Annotated in this window: 11 protein-coding genes; 1 reads left to right on the top strand and 10 read right to left on the bottom strand. The window is 57.3% G+C overall.

Going from position 1 to position 16162, the window contains the following annotated elements:
• Window positions 1-38: 38 nt before the first annotated feature.
• From HMPREF0372_RS11490 to HMPREF0372_RS11455, 8 genes are all read right to left on the bottom strand, one after another.
• Window positions 39-1073 carry a zinc-dependent alcohol dehydrogenase gene (locus HMPREF0372_RS11490; RefSeq protein ID WP_007492516.1) on the bottom strand — a complete coding sequence of 345 codons (1035 nt, stop codon included), beginning with the start codon at window positions 1071-1073 and terminating at the stop codon, window positions 39-41.
• Between the two features lie 12 nt (window positions 1074-1085).
• The gene (gene rbsD, locus HMPREF0372_RS11485) at window positions 1086-1508 is read right to left on the bottom strand and encodes a D-ribose pyranase (RefSeq protein WP_007492514.1); all 423 of its coding nucleotides are present in this window, start codon (window positions 1506-1508) and stop codon (window positions 1086-1088) included.
• A gap of 15 nt (window positions 1509-1523) precedes the next feature.
• Complete coding sequence (locus HMPREF0372_RS11480) at window positions 1524-2690, bottom strand: iron-containing alcohol dehydrogenase (protein WP_007492512.1); 1167 nt, start codon at window positions 2688-2690, stop codon at window positions 1524-1526.
• 169 nt (window positions 2691-2859) lie between these two features.
• The gene (locus HMPREF0372_RS11475; RefSeq protein ID WP_007492508.1) at window positions 2860-3852 is read right to left on the bottom strand and encodes a substrate-binding domain-containing protein; all 993 of its coding nucleotides are present in this window, start codon (window positions 3850-3852) and stop codon (window positions 2860-2862) included.
• A gap of 67 nt (window positions 3853-3919) precedes the next feature.
• Entirely contained in the window at window positions 3920-4963 is a 1044-nt protein-coding gene (locus HMPREF0372_RS11470; RefSeq protein ID WP_007492506.1) for an ABC transporter permease, read from the bottom strand.
• On the bottom strand, window positions 4960-6474 hold the full coding sequence (locus HMPREF0372_RS11465; RefSeq protein ID WP_007492505.1) for a sugar ABC transporter ATP-binding protein: 1515 nt from the start codon (window positions 6472-6474) through the stop codon (window positions 4960-4962). Before HMPREF0372_RS11465 ends, HMPREF0372_RS11470 begins: the two co-directional genes overlap by 4 nt.
• Complete coding sequence (locus HMPREF0372_RS11460) at window positions 6471-7721, bottom strand: ROK family transcriptional regulator (protein WP_101707389.1); 1251 nt, start codon at window positions 7719-7721, stop codon at window positions 6471-6473. Before HMPREF0372_RS11460 ends, HMPREF0372_RS11465 begins: the two co-directional genes overlap by 4 nt.
• A 263-nt stretch (window positions 7722-7984) precedes the next feature.
• Window positions 7985-9223 carry an ROK family transcriptional regulator gene (locus tag HMPREF0372_RS11455; RefSeq protein ID WP_039997331.1) on the bottom strand — a complete coding sequence of 413 codons (1239 nt, stop codon included), beginning with the start codon at window positions 9221-9223 and terminating at the stop codon, window positions 7985-7987.
• A 379-nt stretch (window positions 9224-9602) separates the two neighbouring features.
• On the opposite strand from HMPREF0372_RS11455, the gene HMPREF0372_RS11450 reads away from it, so the two are divergent.
• The gene (locus HMPREF0372_RS11450; protein ID WP_007492499.1) at window positions 9603-12815 is read left to right on the top strand and encodes an S-layer homology domain-containing protein; all 3213 of its coding nucleotides are present in this window, start codon (window positions 9603-9605) and stop codon (window positions 12813-12815) included.
• A gap of 60 nt (window positions 12816-12875) precedes the next feature.
• Here HMPREF0372_RS11450 and HMPREF0372_RS11445 read toward each other — a convergent pair whose 3' ends face one another.
• Both HMPREF0372_RS11445 and HMPREF0372_RS20115 read right to left on the bottom strand, forming a co-directional pair.
• Window positions 12876-13283, bottom strand: coding sequence for a hypothetical protein (locus HMPREF0372_RS11445; protein ID WP_039997328.1), 408 nt, complete (start codon window positions 13281-13283; stop codon window positions 12876-12878).
• Window positions 13284-13900: 617 nt separating this feature from the next.
• The coding region (locus HMPREF0372_RS20115; protein WP_007492492.1) for a hypothetical protein at window positions 13901-16162 on the bottom strand (2262 nt) is incomplete at its 5' end.

Raw genomic sequence — 16162 nt, 5'->3', positions numbered from 1 at the left:
CGCGGCGGGCGGCTCCTGCCGCCCGCCCTGCCCCTTGGTCATTCTTCACAAGGAGCTACATCGATCAGGATCTTCATGGTGGCCTCCCGGTTGGCATCGATGTATTGATAGGCTTTCTGATAGTCCCCGAAGGCAAAGTGCCGGCTCATCAGGGGCTTGAGCTGGATTTTCCCCTCACCGACCAGACGGATGGCGTCCACATAGTCCTCATGCCGGTACATCATGGTGCTGTCCAGATCCAGCTCGTGGTCATTAAGCAGGGCCAGATCCACATGGGCCATTCCTGCGTATACTGCGACCAGAACCAGCTTGCTGCCCTTGCGGGCATACTGGATAGCCTGTCCCATGGTGGTATCGTTGCCTGCGCAGTCGTAAATAACATCCGCCTTGTCCGGACCGAAGCACTCTACCATGACTTTACCAAAATTACGTGTCCGAGTGTTCACTGCGAAGTCCGCCCCACAGCTCCGGGCCAGCTCCAGCCGGGCGTCGGAGATATCGGTAATGAGCACCTGGGCCGCCCCCAGAGCCTTGCAGCTCTGGGCCAGCAGAATACCGATGGGGCCGGAACCCAAAATGGCCACTTTGGCGCCCGCCAGCTCCGGAAAGCGTTTAGCTGCATGAACGGCCACAGCCAGCGGCTCAATCATAGCCCCTTCATTAAAACTCATTGTGTCGGGAAGCGGAGTAATCTTAGCCGCATCCACCGCAAAAAATTCGCTGGCGGTACCAGTGGTCTGGAACCCCATCACCTTGAGTTCCTCGCAGAGATTGTATTTGCCATGGCGGCAGGGGTAGCACCTGCCGCATACCACCTGTGGCTCGATGGTGACACGCTGTCCCACCCGGAGGCTGGTGACTCCCTTTCCAAGCGCGGCAATCTCCCCCGACACCTCGTGGCCTTGGGTGACGGGATATTTCGTAAACGGGTGTTCACCGTGATAGACATGGATATCCGAGCCGCACACGCCGATGCGCATGATTTTGACCAGTACCTCACCGGCCTTTGGCTCAGGGATTGGAACCTCCCGGAATTCAATGACCCCCGGGGCTGTCATAACCTGCTGCAGCATGCCTTTTCCTCCTCAACTCTTTTCACAGTACCACCGGGGGCCGCCAGCACTGATGAGTATGATGTTGCTGTTGGCGGTAAAGTCCCCGGTACGGATGGCAAATTTTACTTGGCGTGTCAGTTCGTCCCGAAAGTAGGGATGGCCGACCACCTGGCAGGGCAGCTCAGGTGGAAAACATGCCTTGAACTCCCGCTCGCGGCTGGGACTCACATCCAGGGTGGCCTGGCTCAGAATGATACCCTCCACACTGAAGTGCTTGAGCAGCTCCTTCAGCACATCTACCGCTGTGGGGACGTTTTCCGCCAGCGAGAGGTCGATTACCCTGGTGCTGTCCGGGATAGCCAGACCGGCGTCAGCGATCAGCAGCCGGTCGGTGTGTCCCATCCGGGCCAGTTCGGCCGCAATATCCCGGTTCAGGATGCCAGTCTCCGTCATAATACCACCCTCCCCCTATTTGCGGTCGTAGCAGCTCATGAGCAGCTCATACATCTCTGGAATGGTGGCGACACGGGGATTGTTGGCATAGTCGCCCAGTACCTGGCCGCAGTCTGCAATCTCCCGTATATCCTCTTTGGTCACGTTCAGCTCCCGGAAGTTGATCCAAAGGCCGATCCTCTTAAGGAAGCAGTCAATGGCATCGCAGCTTCTCTCCGCGGCCACAGCATCGCTCTCCCGCTCCAGGGAGGGCTCAAAGATCCGGCCTACCGTGGCGAACTTGTGTTCAGCGGCGGGATAGGTATACCGGGTAAAAGCGGGATAGAAGACTGCCAAAGACTGGCCGTGGGTGACATGGGGACAGTGGCCGCCGATCTGCATGCCCAGGCCGTGGGGCAAAGTGACACCGGCGGATGCGTTGGTGAGACCGCCCAAGGTGTCGGCCCAGGCCATCTGGCTGCGGGCCTCCAGGTCGGAGCCGTCGGCCAGCGCCCTGGGGAGGTATGCGGCGATAATACGGATGGCATCCAGGGCCATGCACTCCACCAGCGGGTTGGTGTTGACGGAGAGATATGCCTCAAAATTATGGCAGAAGGCATCAAAACCGGTCTGCGCAGTTACGCTGGCGGGCAGGGAAAGGGTAACCTCGGGATCTACAATGGCTGCGCGGGGGAAAATATTCTTGTTCCAGATAGCGCTTTTGTCCTTGGCACTGGTCTTGGTAATGACGGCACATGGGGTGGTCTGGCTGCCGGTGCCGGCGGTCGTGCTGATGGCCAGAATGGGCAGCGTCTGCTCCGTTGGGCCTGCGGTGTGGCAGTTGTAATCCCAGGCGGTACCGGGATGGGTGGCCTCCACAGCAATGGCCTTGGCGGTATCCATGGAGGAGCCGCCGCCCAAACCGATCACCACATCCACCCCCTCGGCCTTTGCCAGCTCCGCTCCTCTGGTGACCAGTTCAGTGGTTGGGTTTGGGATCACGCCGTCATAGTGCACACAGGCCACACCTGCGTCAGCCAGGCTTTTTTTGACCTTGGCGTACAGTTCTGCCACCGCAGGGAACTCGGGGACGGTCACCAGCATGGCCTTTTTCCCATAGCGGGCAGTCAGGGCCCCCGCCTCGGTGACGCGGCCGGCGCCGAAAATGATCTCGGTGGGGGCAAAATAATCAAAGTGCTTCATTTCATTCACTCCTTTTGATTTTGTTTCCAGAGAATTGGGCTCCGGCACAAGCAGGCTGGGTGCTGGGCAGTAAACGCCGGAGGGGGTACACTTCGTTTCCACAAAAAGGGCCCGCAGGAGCAGGGCGTGTGGCTCTGTCCTGCGGGCATGGTATCAGAGGGCTGCCCTTTTATTTGGGGTAGTACTCGTCCACGTTCTCCTTGGTCACGATGGTAACGCCGGTGTCCACGTTCTGGGGCAGCGCCTTGGCGGACAGGCCGTTGGCCTCGGTATAGAGGAACATCATGCTCCAGAAGCCCATGTTATACATCCCCTGGGCAACAGTGGCGTCAATCTCACCGTTTTTCACTTTGTCCAGCACGGTGGTGTCCACGTCAAAAGCCAGCACACGCAGATCTTTGCCGGACTCAGCCACGGCGGTAGGGCCAGCGGTACCGGCGATACCGTCCACGCAGAACAGGCCTACCAGGTCATCGTTGGCCTGCAGGGCCGCCGACATGTTGTCGGTGGCAGCGGTGGTGTCTCCGGCGTCGTTAACCTTCACGATCTCGATGCCAGGGGCGTTTTCGGCGCACCAGGCCTCAAAGCCCTGAACACGGCTTTCGCTGTTCTCGGCGCCCACGGTATAGAGGACGGCAATCTTACCCTCCCCTCCGCACAGGGGTACCAGGTACTCAGCGGCAATGCGGCCGGCTTCGGAATTGCCGGTGGACAGGTAGGAGGAGCGGTCGGAGGTGGGAGAGTCGGAGTCAAAGCACACCACAGAGATCCCCTGCTCCTTGGCAGAGTTGATGGTATCCGCCAGGGCGGTGGAGTTCACGCAGGTGACTGCGATGCCCTTGGGACTCTGGGCAATGACCTGCTCCAGAACAGCCACCTGACCGGCCACATCAGAGTCGGTTTGGCCGGTATACTTGGTAGTAACACCCAAGGCGTTTCCAGCATCCTCCATGCCCTCAAAGCAGTGCTTCCAGTAATCGATGCCGGACAGGAAACTGACCATGTAGTACTCGTCGCTTTCGTTGCCGACGAACGCTCCGGCCGAAGCCTGCGTGCCATCCCCTCCAGCGTTGGGGGAGTCTTCGGGTGCTTCGGCCGGGGAGCAGCCGAACAGGGACAGGGAGAGCGCCAGTGCAAGAATAAGTGCCAGTGCCTTTTTCATTGTGGGTTCCTCCTTTTATTTTTCTTGGCGGTATTGCCTGCGCCCGCGCCGGGCGCCGGATCACGGATTACGGCCGCAGGGCAGGTTTCCTGCGCCCCAGGCCCAGCATGCGCTGGAGGAAGCTGTTGCCGCTTTTTCGGTGGCTCATATAGTCGATGGTAACGGCGATGACCAGGATAGCGCCCTGGACGAAATCCTGCCAGTAGACAGACACATTCATCATAACCAGGGCAGAGTCCACAATCTTCAGCAGGAAAATGCCGAGAAATGTGCCCAGGATACCGCCCAGGCCGCCGGTCATGGAGGTGCCGCCGATGACCGCGGCAGAGATAGCGGTGGTTTCCGCGCCCTTGGACAGCTCAGGGGTGGCAACATTGAAGCGTGCGAGAGAAAGGATACCGGCCAGTGCTGAGAGCAAGGCGATGACCACATAGACGAAGATCTTGACCCGGTCTACATTGATACCGGAGAGCTTGGCGGCATTTTCGTTGCTGCCCACATAGTAGATGTTACGGCAGGCATTGGACTTCTTGGTAAAGATAAGGGCCACCACGGTGACCAGCAGGAAGATCAGGAACAGCACGGGGATGCCGAATACATCGCCGGTGGCCAGAAAGCGGAAGCTGTCCGGCAGATAGCCGGACACCGACAGGGGGGAGCCTGTGGTGATAATGTAGGCCACACCGCGGGAGAGGTTCATCATGGACAGGGTGACGATGAAAGGCGGCAGTCCCACCTTGCTGACCATAAAGCCGTTGAACAGTCCGCATATGGCTCCCGCAGCCAGAGCAGCCAGGCAGGCCACCCAGATGTTGACCCCCATCAAAGCCATCTGGCCGGCAATGACGCACGTCATGGCGGCCACGCCGCCCACGCTCAGTTCAATGCCTCCCAGAATCAGAGCCAGGGTCAGTCCGATGGAGAGCAGGCCGTCGGTGGCCACACTCAGGGCGATGCTCTTCATGTTGGAGGGCTGGATGAACTTTGGATTGACGATGGCCACGATGGCCACCACAAGCAAAATAATGAGAAATACGCTCATCTCGCGCTGCCGGAGCAACCGCTTCAAAAGCTCCGGTCCCGTCCGCTTTATCTCGCTCTTCTGTTTCATTGCCGCAACTCCTTTTCCGCAAGCTGCTCGCCGGAGGCAAGCTTCATGATATTCTCTTCCGTCACCTCTTCGCCCTCGAGGAAGCCCGCCAAGCACCCTTCGTGCATGACTGCCACCCGGTCGGACACGCCGATGACCTCAGGCAGCTCACTGGATACCACAATCACACCGACGCCGCTCTCTGCCAGTTGACGCAGAAGCGCGTGGATCTCCCGCTTTGCACCCACGTCAATGCCGCGGGTGGGCTCATCCATGATGATGACCTTTGGGGCCAGAGAAAGCCACTTCCCGATCAGGCACTTCTGCTGATTGCCGCCGGACAGGCTGCTGATGGGGTATTCAATGCCCGGAATTTTGATGGCCAGTTGCTCTACAAATCGGTTGGCCAGGCTTCGCTCCAGCTTGTCGTCCAGCCAAATGCCATGGGAGACTCCCTTCATGTTGGCGCTAGACATATTGTTTTTGATACTCATCTCCAGAAACAGGCCCTGGATTTTGCGGTCCTCGGTCAAGTAACAGATGCCTGCATCCACAGCGTCACGGTAGGTGTGGAAGGCACAGGGCCTGCCGTTGAGCACTACCTGGCCGGAACGGATGGGATCAATGGCGCACAGACCGCGCATAACCTCGCTCCGTCCCGCGCCCACCAGCCCGGCAAAACCCAGGATCTCCCCCCGCCGCAGGGCAAAACTGACTTCGCGGAAGATACTGCCGGTGAGGCCGTTGACCTCCAGAACCGGATCGTCCGCTGCGATACAGCTGCTCTTGGTTGGGTAGAGATTTCCCAGCTCACGGCCCACCATAGCGCGGATGATATCGTCTGCACAGATATCTCCGGTGTCCATGGTAGTGACATAGGTACCATCCTTGAACACAGTGACCCGGTCGCAGATTTCAAAGATTTCCGCCATGCGGTGGGAGATGTAGAGAATGCTGATTCCCCTACCGCTCAATTCCTTTACCAAATCAAAGAGCCGGGCAGTCTCCTTTTCCGTGAGGGAGGAGGTTGGTTCATCCAGAATCAGCAGCTTGCAGTTGAGTGAAACCGACTTCGCAATCTCAATGATCTGTTGTTCAGAGACAGTCAGCTCACTGACCAGCGCGCTGCTGGGAAAATTGGCGTTGAACTGCTTCAGAACCATGTCGGCATCCGCCCAGAGGCGTTTGAAATCAATCATTCCCCCCTTGTGGGGCAGACGCCCGATGAAGATATTCTCCGCCGCCGTCAGGTGGGGGCACAGGCTCAATTCCTGATGAACAAAGCCTATGCCGATATCCTGGGCTTCTTTGGGACTCCTGGGGGCAATAGGCGCGCCTTCAAACAAGATCTCGCCCTCCGTGGGCGGAAACACGCCGCCGATGATGTTCATGAGGGTAGATTTCCCGGCACCATTCTCACCGCACAGCGCGTGAACCTCGCCAGGCCGCACCTGGAGCTGTACCTGATCCAGCGCCCGGGTTCCGGGAAAGACCTTTGTCACACCCCGTACCTCCAACCGATACTCGCTCATACAGCCTCCTCCTGTTCTTTTGTCAGCGATAAGCCCCCCTGCCTCAGCAGGGTCTTCAACTGAATGGCCGCCGCGCCGATTGCCGTCCCATACTCACCCAGATTGGACACCCGCAGCTTGACCCTGCGCCCGGCAAAGCGCATCCGGCGGATCTTGACCACTTTTTGGATCTGTTCGATTAAAAGCGACTCATTTGACATTCCGCCGGCCAGTACGATCTTCTCGGGATCCAGCAGATTTATGTAGCTGGCAATGCCGATGCCGATGTATTCTCCCGCCCTCCTAACCAAGTCCAGTGCGGCCACATCCTGCTCCCGGGCGGCAGCGAACACAGTCTTGGCCTCCACCCGCTCAATATTGCCGCCTGCCAACTCCAGAATACGGGTTTTGACTCCGCTGGAAATCAGGTTACGGGCCTGCTGGGCGATCGCTCGCCCGGAGGCTACCGCCTCCAGGCAGCCGTTGTTGCCGCAGGTACACAGCGGCCCATCCTTCTCCACCGTGATGTGGCCCAGCTCCCCTGATGTCCCAGAGGCACCGACGCACAGCTCTCCGTTTTCAATGGCCGCTGCGCCGATGCCATAGCCAAGGTTGATGCAGATAAAATAGTGATACCCCACACCTGAACCAAAGAATTGCTCCCCCAGCGCCATAGCCCGGTTGGAGTTCTCCAGCCGCATAGGCCAGCGGATACTGGTCCGTTGTAAAAGCAGCCGCCCCAGCGGCTCCAAAAGCGCTACATCCTCCCAATGAAAATTAGGGGAAAAGAGTACCCTTCCCTGGTCCAGGTCCAGAATCCCCGGCACACCCACCCCAACGCCCAGGACCCGGTGGAGCGGGATACCGCTCTCGCGCAATAGCTGGTCAATCAGCTCTGCGGCGGTCTGAATGACCGCGTCGGCATCTTCCGGTACCGGAATGGGACGCTTTGCCTTTGCAACAGGCATTCCATTGAGATCCATCACAAGCGCCCTCAGCACGGTTGGAGCAAAGTCGATCCCGACGCTGTAATAGCAGTCCCCAGCAAACTCATACATTTCGGGGCGCTTTCCGGACGCGCCCTCCTGCCTCCCACAGGAGCGTACAATACGGTTGTCCAACAACTCATCTGTGATCTTGATTGCGGTCGGCAGGCTCAGCCCCGTCCGGCGTGCGATCTCAGCCTTGTTGATAGCGCCTCTCTCCCAGATTGTTTTCAGCACCAGCCTCCGGTTCATCAAAGCTAAAGTGAATTTATCAACACGCACGTGAAAACTCCTTTTCCTCTGCCCATTCCCCTTTAAAATACCCCCAACGCTCTTATCCTTTTATACTAAGTTAAGTTAACTAACTTAACGAGGCAATTGTAGCGCTATGCATAAGAAATGTCAATCCCTCTTTTCTATTTTTGGCGTTTCGAATGATGCATCTGAAAACCTTTTGTATATTATACCGAAAGGTTTTTGAATATAGCATAAAATCAGGGGCGGCATTTTAGCAAAAATGCCGCCCCTGGTCTGATCCGCCGGAATCAATAGTAATGCTCAAGTCTTGGCACCCGCCAGCCGTTGTAAGAGATAATATGGGCCGCCCCAATGGCCGTTCCATAGTCGCCGCGGGTTCCCAAACGGAGCGTCACATGGCGTCCCGCCTGCCGCATCTGCCGCATTTGCATACTATGGGCTACCCGGTCGAAAAACAGCGGACCGTTTCTTGTCAGGCCTCCGCACAAAACGATACAGTCCGGATCCAGGATATTGATCGCCATGGCCAGTCCGATTCCGATATAGTCAGTAGCCTTGTCCACAATCGAGAGGGCTACCGCATCTCCCTTGGCCGCCGCCTCAAAGACCAGCTTGGCGTCAATCCGCTCCGATGCGCCGCCGCACCGCTCCCGCAGGCTGGTAGGGAGACCACTGCAAACGGCGTCTCTGGCCTGCAGGGCAATGGCCTCACCGGAAGCTACCGCCTCCAGGCAGCCGGAGTTTCCACAGGCGCAGAGCGGACCGTCTTTGCAGACAGTGATGTGTCCCAGCTCACCGCTGGTGCCGCTGCTGCCGTAGTAGAGCTGATTGTTCTGCATCAGAGCTGCACCGATACCGTGTCCAATGTTGACACATAAAACGGTATGGGTGCCGCTCTCTCCGCCATCCCCGCGCCAGCCACTCTCCGCTAGTGCCAGTGCCCGATTGGCGCTTTCGACCAACACGGGGTAGGACAGCCGGCTCTGAAGCCAGCTCTGAAGCGGAATATCGCTCCAGCCAAAGTCCGGGGAGAAGAGAATATGCCCGGTATCCCGCTCGATGAGGCCGGGCATCGCCACCCCCACTCCGGCCAACCGATCCAGTGCAACTCCGGATTCCAGCAGACTGCTCTGAATCCGCTCGCACAACCGGTCCACAAATGCTTCAACAGGCTGGACCTCCCCCGTTTCCACCATGGTTCCGTATACTACCTTCTGCGCCAAATTCATCAGCACCAGTCGTATGGTCCCACGGCCAATATCCACCCCCATATAATATTCGCTTTCGGGCACCACGCTTAACAATTCCGGCGGTTTTCCGCCGCTGCTCTTTCCCTTTCCCACAGCTCTCACCAGACCGCGGTTAATCAGATTTTCCGTGATGGTCATGACGGAGGGAAGGCTCAGCCCAACCCGTTTTGCAAGCGCAGCACGGCTGATGGGGCCCTCCAGAATGATCGTCCGCATAACGTTGCTCTTATTGGTGGGAGCTGCCCGATAGCGGTCGGCCCACGGGGTTTTGGGCATAGTGATACCTCCTTTTTTTACTACTTTTCTAAAGTATATCGCATTCAAATATATATCACAAGTAAACCGTACCATTTTTTGCAGATCAAGACGATTGACAATATCTCAGCCGTGTTTTAAAAACCGTTCTACCAAAAGTCTACCAGAAATGCCTTGGAATCCTTTGGGTTCCAAGGCGTTTTCACTTTTCCCGCTCCCGTATTGTCTACCAAACGTCTACCATAGTAACCTTTTGATTCTGTTTCCCCGCCTTTTATATCTCTATCCCCCGAAATGTGCATTGTTTCCTCCCCTGAAAGGGGCGTCATACTTGACTGAAACGCGCAGTCGTGAGTAGGATGCCCCGAAAGCTCAAAATTTAGAAGGAGGAATTCCAAACATGAGAAACCTCAAGCGGACTCTCAGCCTGGCTCTGGCCTCCGTCATGCTCGTGGGCATGATGAGTGTTGGCGCCAGCGCGGTGAACGCGAGCGATTTCACCGATGCGGATGAGATCGTAAACAAGGACGCCGTTTCTACCATGACTGCCCTGGGCATCATCAATGGTAAGGAAGACGGCAGCTACTTTGACCCCACCGGCAACGTGACCCGTGCCGAGATGGCCAAGATGCTCTGCGTCGCCATCAACGGCGGTGTGGATCCCGTGCTGGGCGTCAAGGACACCCCCACCTTTACCGACATCAAGGGTACCTGGGCAGAGTCCTACATTGAGTACTGCGCCGCCAACGGCATCATCGCTGGCCGCGGCAACAACAAGTTTGATCCTACCGGCACCGTGAGCGCCACCGAGGCCGCCAAGATGCTGCTGGGCGTGCTGGGCTACAACGCCGAGAAGTCCGGCCTGGTGGGCAACGACTGGGCCATCAACACCAACGTGCTGGCCAACCAGAACGGTCTTTACAAGAACCTGGCCAATCTGAACGCCAACACCCTGCTGACCCGTGACAATGCCGCCCAGATGATCTACAATGCTCTGGACGCCAACATGGTTGAGCTGAACGCCGCTGGCAACTACACCACCAGCCAGTACAGCTACACCGGCACCGAGTCCGTCGTGACCGGCACCGAGCGCGTGTGGGTTGTCAAGATCAAGGACAGCTCTGTTAACGATGCCGTCAAGGCTCTGGACGGCTCCGTCTACAACAGCCGTCAGGATGCTATCGACACTCTGGATGCCGCGAACGGTAGCAAGCTCGATAGCAGCAAGTACACCCTGGAGCAGAAGACCCAGAATGTTTACGGCGAGAACACCGTGACCAAGTACGCCGACGAGACCATGGGCCACAAGTACCTGTCCCTGATCACCGACGGCGACGCTGTGCTGACCGACGTGGAGAAGGACAGCAAGGGCACTTACACCCTGTACATGAATGGCATCACCACCAAGGGCCAGTACACCAAGGTCGAGGGTGACTACAGCAACCTGATCGGCCAGAAGGTCGAGGTTCTGTATAAGGACAGCGAGAATGTGTACGGCGTCTATGCCTCCACCGACAGCTCCCTGATCGTGGAGAGCACTGCCGGTAAGGTCGAGGCTGTCAAGAACGGCGAGGTCAAGATTGACGGCACCACCTACAAGGTGGACAGCAATGTGACCACCACCGCTCTCTACACCGGTAAGCTGATTGACGGCCTGAATGTGGGCGGCAACAAGGCCGCCGCTGTGAAGGCTTACGACAACGACGACAACGGCAAGATCGACACCGTCGTTTACGTCCCCTTCACCGCCGCCAAGGTGACCTACGTGGGCGAGAAGTCCTTCAACACCGATGTTAACACCAATGTTAAGTTTGAGGACGTGAACGCTTACGACGACATGGCCAAGAACGACTATGTCATCAAGAGCGACGCCGCCAACACCGTGGATGACACCGATACTTATGTCCTGGCTGAGACGGTCGAGGGCAAGATCGAGGCCACCAAGAGCGACTCCGTCCGCATTGACGGTACCTGGTACAACTATGTTACCACCACTCCCGACAAGGATCTGGCTCTGGACAGCACCGTGAAGGCCGCTGTGCTCAACGGCTACATCGTGAAGTCCGAGGTTGTCACCTCCAGCCACGAGCTGCAGGATTACGCCGTGGTCGTGAAGACTGACACCGATATCAACGGCCCCCAGGCCAAGCTGCTCTTCGCCGACGGCACCACCAAGGTGGTTACCACCGACAAGAAGTACACCGATACTATGGGCCTGGTGACCTACGAGGTCAAGAAGGGCGAGTACGTCCTGACCGAGGCCGTGACCGACAGCGCCGACAAGGCCGGCTTCGACAAGATTGTGACTGGCAAGTATGTCAACAACTCTGGCAAGGGCAAGATTGGCGGCGAGAGCATCGCGGACGACGCCGTGATCTTTGTGCAGGATAGCGCGGGCAAGTTCTCTACTATGGCTGGTTCCGACTTTGCCAAGTACAGCACTAGCTCTGTAAAGGACCAGAATATCACTGCTTACGCTAACAAGGACAACTCCACCGGTTACAACAGCATTGTCCTGGCTTACGTAGAGCTGAACGCGAAGGTTAACTCCATCACCAGCAACTACGGCTATGTGACCAGCGCCGTGTCCACCACCAAGAACAAGGACGGCGAGACCGTGTCTTCCTTCACCTTCTGGGATGGCGCCACCGAGCACAAGGACATCATGACCGACGAGAAGGTTTCCCTGTCCAAGGGCGACATCTTCACCTACGAGGAGAACAAGGACGGCAGCTACACTGTCACCGAGGTCGACAACCTGCTGCGTACCGCCATCATTGCCTACAACGAGAAGAACGGCGATATCCGCTTCACCGACGCTTCTCTGAGCGACAAGGGCAGCAATGTCAACGCTGAGATCACCAAAGATACCGTTATCATCGGCATCAACAGCGATGACAAGGCCGGCGTTGAGGGCGTGGTGCCCACCATCGCCATCGAGACCGCTACCTCCGGTGTCTACCAGGCCAACGCCTACTATGTGATGGGCGCCGGCGACGAGGTGAAGCTGCTGGTGGTTGACACCTACGGCAACATCCCCGCGGTTGACAGCGTAACTACTGTTACCGACGAGAGCAATCTCGGTACTGCTCTGAAGCAGTACACGGATGTGACCTTTGAGGGTAATGCTACTATTTCCAGCAAGCTGGAGATCCCCGCTGGTGCCACCCTGAACGTCAAGGGTGATCTGACCGCAAATGCTGCTATCGTTGGCAACGGCACCCTGAATGTGACTGGCAATATCAGCGACACCAGCAAGGTCAGCACTCAGCTTGAGTCCACCAAGACCGGCGAAACTGTTTCCGTGTCCGGCGGTGTGGTTCTCGGCGACGTGACCGGCAATGTCGGCTCCGGTAGCGCTCTGTACTCCGGCGATCAGGTTAAGGGCAAGGTTATCGTTCAGATTACCGTTCCTGCGGATGCGGTGACTGACGGCACCTCTAAGATTAAGTTTGACGGTTCCGAGCCCTCTACCCCCACGCTGACCAATCGTAGCGACATTTATCTGGCTATCGATATGAGCCAGTCTGGCCAGAAGGTTATCACCATTGACAAGGACGGCGATTGGAGCTCTACTACTAACGATGTGTATACCCTCACCGTGAAGTGGTAATCTAACTGCAATCGGCTTATTACGAAGAGAGCCGCCCCCGATTGGGGGCGGCTCTTTTTGTTAGTGGAAGGCTATATAGTAGTAGCTCATTCCGGATCGGTTTGCGTCCGCGTAGAATCTGCCCTCTATCAGGTCGCCGCGGGCCACCCGTATTCCGCTGCTGGTGATCTCCACCAGGTTTCCGTCCCGCATGGTGACCGGCGCTCCTTGCAGCGCCAGGCCGCCATAGGTATACATGTCGGACTGCATTGCGCCGTCCTGCCTTACCACAAAGACTGCCCGGGGCGATACCCCCAGCGAAATATCCCGGCTTCGGGCGTCATCCCCTGTATAGCTTCCACTTAGAATCTCAGGCTTTAAGGCCAGTGCTTTATCCAGCACACGGAAATCCTCGTTGAAATCCGTGCGCAGGAAATTGTCCTCCGGCTCCCACTGGTGCAGGTGATAGTGTTCGGTATAAGCTGCCATTTTCATTCCTCCCGCAGGGGGGCCGGGCAGCGCCTTTGCTGTACTGGAAAACGCGGCCCCTGCGGGAAAGGAACCCCGCGTCCGGCTGTCTACCGGACGCGGGGATGGCCTTGCCTGCGGAGGGGGTAATATAGATGGCAAACTATACAGCGCACTATCACCTGCACCAGTGGGAACCGGAGGACAGCTTTTTACGGAGAGACTTCAACGAGGATTTTCAGAAAATTGACGCGGGCCTCGCCGGACGGGGAGATTGCAGCCTTCTGTTCGGCTCTTATGTGGGTACGGGAACTTGCGGCCCGTCCGAGCCTACCGTACTTACACTGGGGATTCCAGCCAAGGCGCTTTGGGTAAGCTGCGGTTCACGCCACGCTGTCTTTCTGAGGGGGAACACGCAGGCGGTTAATTTCAGCACCAGCGATGGAGAGCTGCTTGAGGTGGAGTGGACTCAAGACGGCCTGAGCTGGAAGCTGGGGGGAGGACTTTACAATCACGACTACCAGCAGCTCAATGAGGCTGGAACCATCTATTATTACGCGGCGCTATATCAAGAAAGCAAGAAGGCCCCGGGAAATATCCGGGGCCTCCTTGCTTTCTTGGGGTTTGGTGATCAGAACTCAGCGGATAGTGAAGGTACCCTCCACAAGAGTACCATCCCCGGTGCTCTTGATAGACCAGGTGTACTTACCGGAGGTCAGGGGCTCAGTCTTTATGGAACCATCACCAGCATTGATCAGGGGCTTTTCGCCAATTACCTGAACATAGAAGTAGTGGGGGCCGACCGAGCCGATATCATTAACCGTCTCAGTGTAAACGGTGCCCTTGGAACCCTTAATGGTCAGGATAACTTTGTCGTTCGCAGTCTTGGTGCGGAACACAAAGTACATATTCTCGTTGGCCTCGCCGTGAACATCACTGGCAATGTCGTTGGGAGTGGACTCCAGAACATAGGCGCCGTTGTCCAGGAAAAGCAGCTCGTTCTTGGAGGCAATGTTTTCGGTGGTCACGTCGCCGGCGATCTCAGCCTTGTCGTTGCCGGAGGAGGTGGTGGAACCGTAGAAGATGGTGACGATCTCGCCGTTCTTCACGATGGCGGTAACCGTCATGCCCTTCTCCACATCACTCAGAGAGCCAGTCTCGATCTTCTTGCCTTTGGTGACGGCATAGACCTCGACATCGTCGGAAACAGCGTAGCTCTTGCCGCCCAGGTCGATGATACCATCCTCGGCCTCAGCCTTGACCTCCACGCCGGGAAGCTGATAGGTATCATCGGTAGTGACCTTGCTGTACTCCTCACAGGCGGAGGCGTCCAGAATCTCGTTCTCAGCATCCGCATAGGCGATAACGTTCAGCAGAATATCGGTCTTCAGGACATTGCCGCTGGGATAGCTGTCCTTCAGCTCCTCATCCATCTTGACAGTGGTGATCTCGCCGTTGACAACAGCCTTGTACTCGTAGTAGGTGTTGTCGCTGTCCTTCACCTTGGTGCCGGCCTTGGAGCTGAGGACATACACGATGTCGTCAGAGCTCGCGGACACATCGGAGATGAAGACCATGGTAGCCACAGTGCTACCGCTCTTGCAGTAGTAAACAAAGTTGCCGCTGTTGTCCTTCAGGTCGGGAACATTGGCATAGCCGGTGTAGGACTTATAGGTGGCCTTGCTGCCGGTGCCGGTCTGCACCAGGAAGACGGTCTTGCTGTTGGCGTAGACAGTCTTAGTGTCCAGAGTCATGGCGGACTCGCCCTTGTTGATCTCGACCTTCTTGTTCTCGGCCAGACCAGAAGTGCTGACGCCCTTGATGGTGTAGATGTCCTTGGAGTTCTTGCTGTACTCTACGATGTAGCCCCGCATGTTTTTCAGAGCGGTTTCCTTTGCACTAAAGTTACTGCCGCTCAGACAGTCCTCATCGACCTCGGCCTCGACCACGGTGCCGTCGGCCAGCAGAAGCTTGGCATAGTAGGAGCTCTCGTCGTCATAGCGGCCCTCATCGGCACCGGTGTTCACGACGTAGGCGTAGTCGCTGGAGGCCTTGGATACGTCGACCTTAATGACATAGCCATAGGAATCCAGGTACAGGTCCAGCACGCTGTCGACCTTGACATCACCCTTATTGGACATCTTCGCGCTGTACTTGTAGGTCTCGCCGTCAGCCACGAAGCTGGAATCGCCGGTGGTCTTGGTGACCTCGACGCCCTCAACCACCTCGGCCAGGGTCATGGTCTGGATCTCACCATCAGCCATGGTGTAGAGAACCACGTCGTCCTTCTCGAAGGACTCAGTCTCAAACTTCTTGCCGTCCACGGTGACATAGCGGTCATCGCCGTCCTTCGCGGCGGTAACCTTGGAGATCTCGCCCACGTAGGTGTTGATGACCACCAGGGTCACGTTGTCGTCGTTGTCCACAAAAGCCTCGACCAGAACGCCGTTGCCGCCGAGCTCGTCGTCGCTGTTGCCCTTCTCGATGGTGAAGGTGCCATTGGCCTTGCCGTCCTCGGTCACATCCACAGTAGTGGTCTTATCCAGGCCCAGGTCGGAGTACAGGGTCTTGGAGCTGACCTTCTCGGAGTAAGAGGCGTCGGCGGTGGAAGCATAGGTGCCGATCTCCTTGGTGCCGTTCTTCCACTGGTCGGAGGGACGGCCGAAATCGTCGTGGTTATTGCTGTTCAGGGTCAGGTCAGAGAAGTACTTCTCGCAGAACTGCTGCACCTCGTCCTTGTCGCCCTTCACGGTGCGGTAATCATCGGTCGTGCTGTTGGCGACCTTCACGGGGGCGGAAGCGCCCACGATAACCTGCATGCCGTCGGAGCCGATGACAGTGGTGCCCTTGTTGGTGTAGTACACAGTGTCGGCGGTCAGGGTCTGGAACGCCATCTGGGC

The organism is Flavonifractor plautii ATCC 29863 (assembly GCF_000239295.1).
Lineage (GTDB): Bacteria > Bacillota > Clostridia > Oscillospirales > Oscillospiraceae > Flavonifractor > Flavonifractor plautii.
The sequence above is the reverse complement of the archived record's forward strand: the minus strand, read 5'-3'. Positions and strand labels throughout refer to the sequence as shown.

What these genes read in the sequence shown, in the direction of transcription:
- HMPREF0372_RS11445 (WP_039997328.1), bottom strand. Translation starts at nt 13,283, where the DNA reads ATGGCAGCTTATACCGAACACTATCACCTGCACCAGTGGGAGCCGGAG.
- HMPREF0372_RS11465 (WP_007492505.1), bottom strand. Translation starts at nt 6,474, where the DNA reads ATGAGCGAGTATCGGTTGGAGGTACGGGGTGTGACAAAGGTCTTTCCC.
- HMPREF0372_RS11450 (WP_007492499.1), top strand. Translation starts at nt 9,603, where the DNA reads ATGAGAAACCTCAAGCGGACTCTCAGCCTGGCTCTGGCCTCCGTCATG.
- HMPREF0372_RS11455 (WP_039997331.1), bottom strand. Translation starts at nt 9,223, where the DNA reads ATGCCCAAAACCCCGTGGGCCGACCGCTATCGGGCAGCTCCCACCAAT.
- HMPREF0372_RS11475 (WP_007492508.1), bottom strand. Translation starts at nt 3,852, where the DNA reads ATGAAAAAGGCACTGGCACTTATTCTTGCACTGGCGCTCTCCCTGTCC.
- HMPREF0372_RS11490 (WP_007492516.1), bottom strand. Translation starts at nt 1,073, where the DNA reads ATGCTGCAGCAGGTTATGACAGCCCCGGGGGTCATTGAATTCCGGGAG.
- rbsD (WP_007492514.1), bottom strand. Translation starts at nt 1,508, where the DNA reads ATGACGGAGACTGGCATCCTGAACCGGGATATTGCGGCCGAACTGGCC.
- HMPREF0372_RS11480 (WP_007492512.1), bottom strand. Translation starts at nt 2,690, where the DNA reads ATGAAGCACTTTGATTATTTTGCCCCCACCGAGATCATTTTCGGCGCC.
- HMPREF0372_RS11470 (WP_007492506.1), bottom strand. Translation starts at nt 4,963, where the DNA reads ATGAAACAGAAGAGCGAGATAAAGCGGACGGGACCGGAGCTTTTGAAG.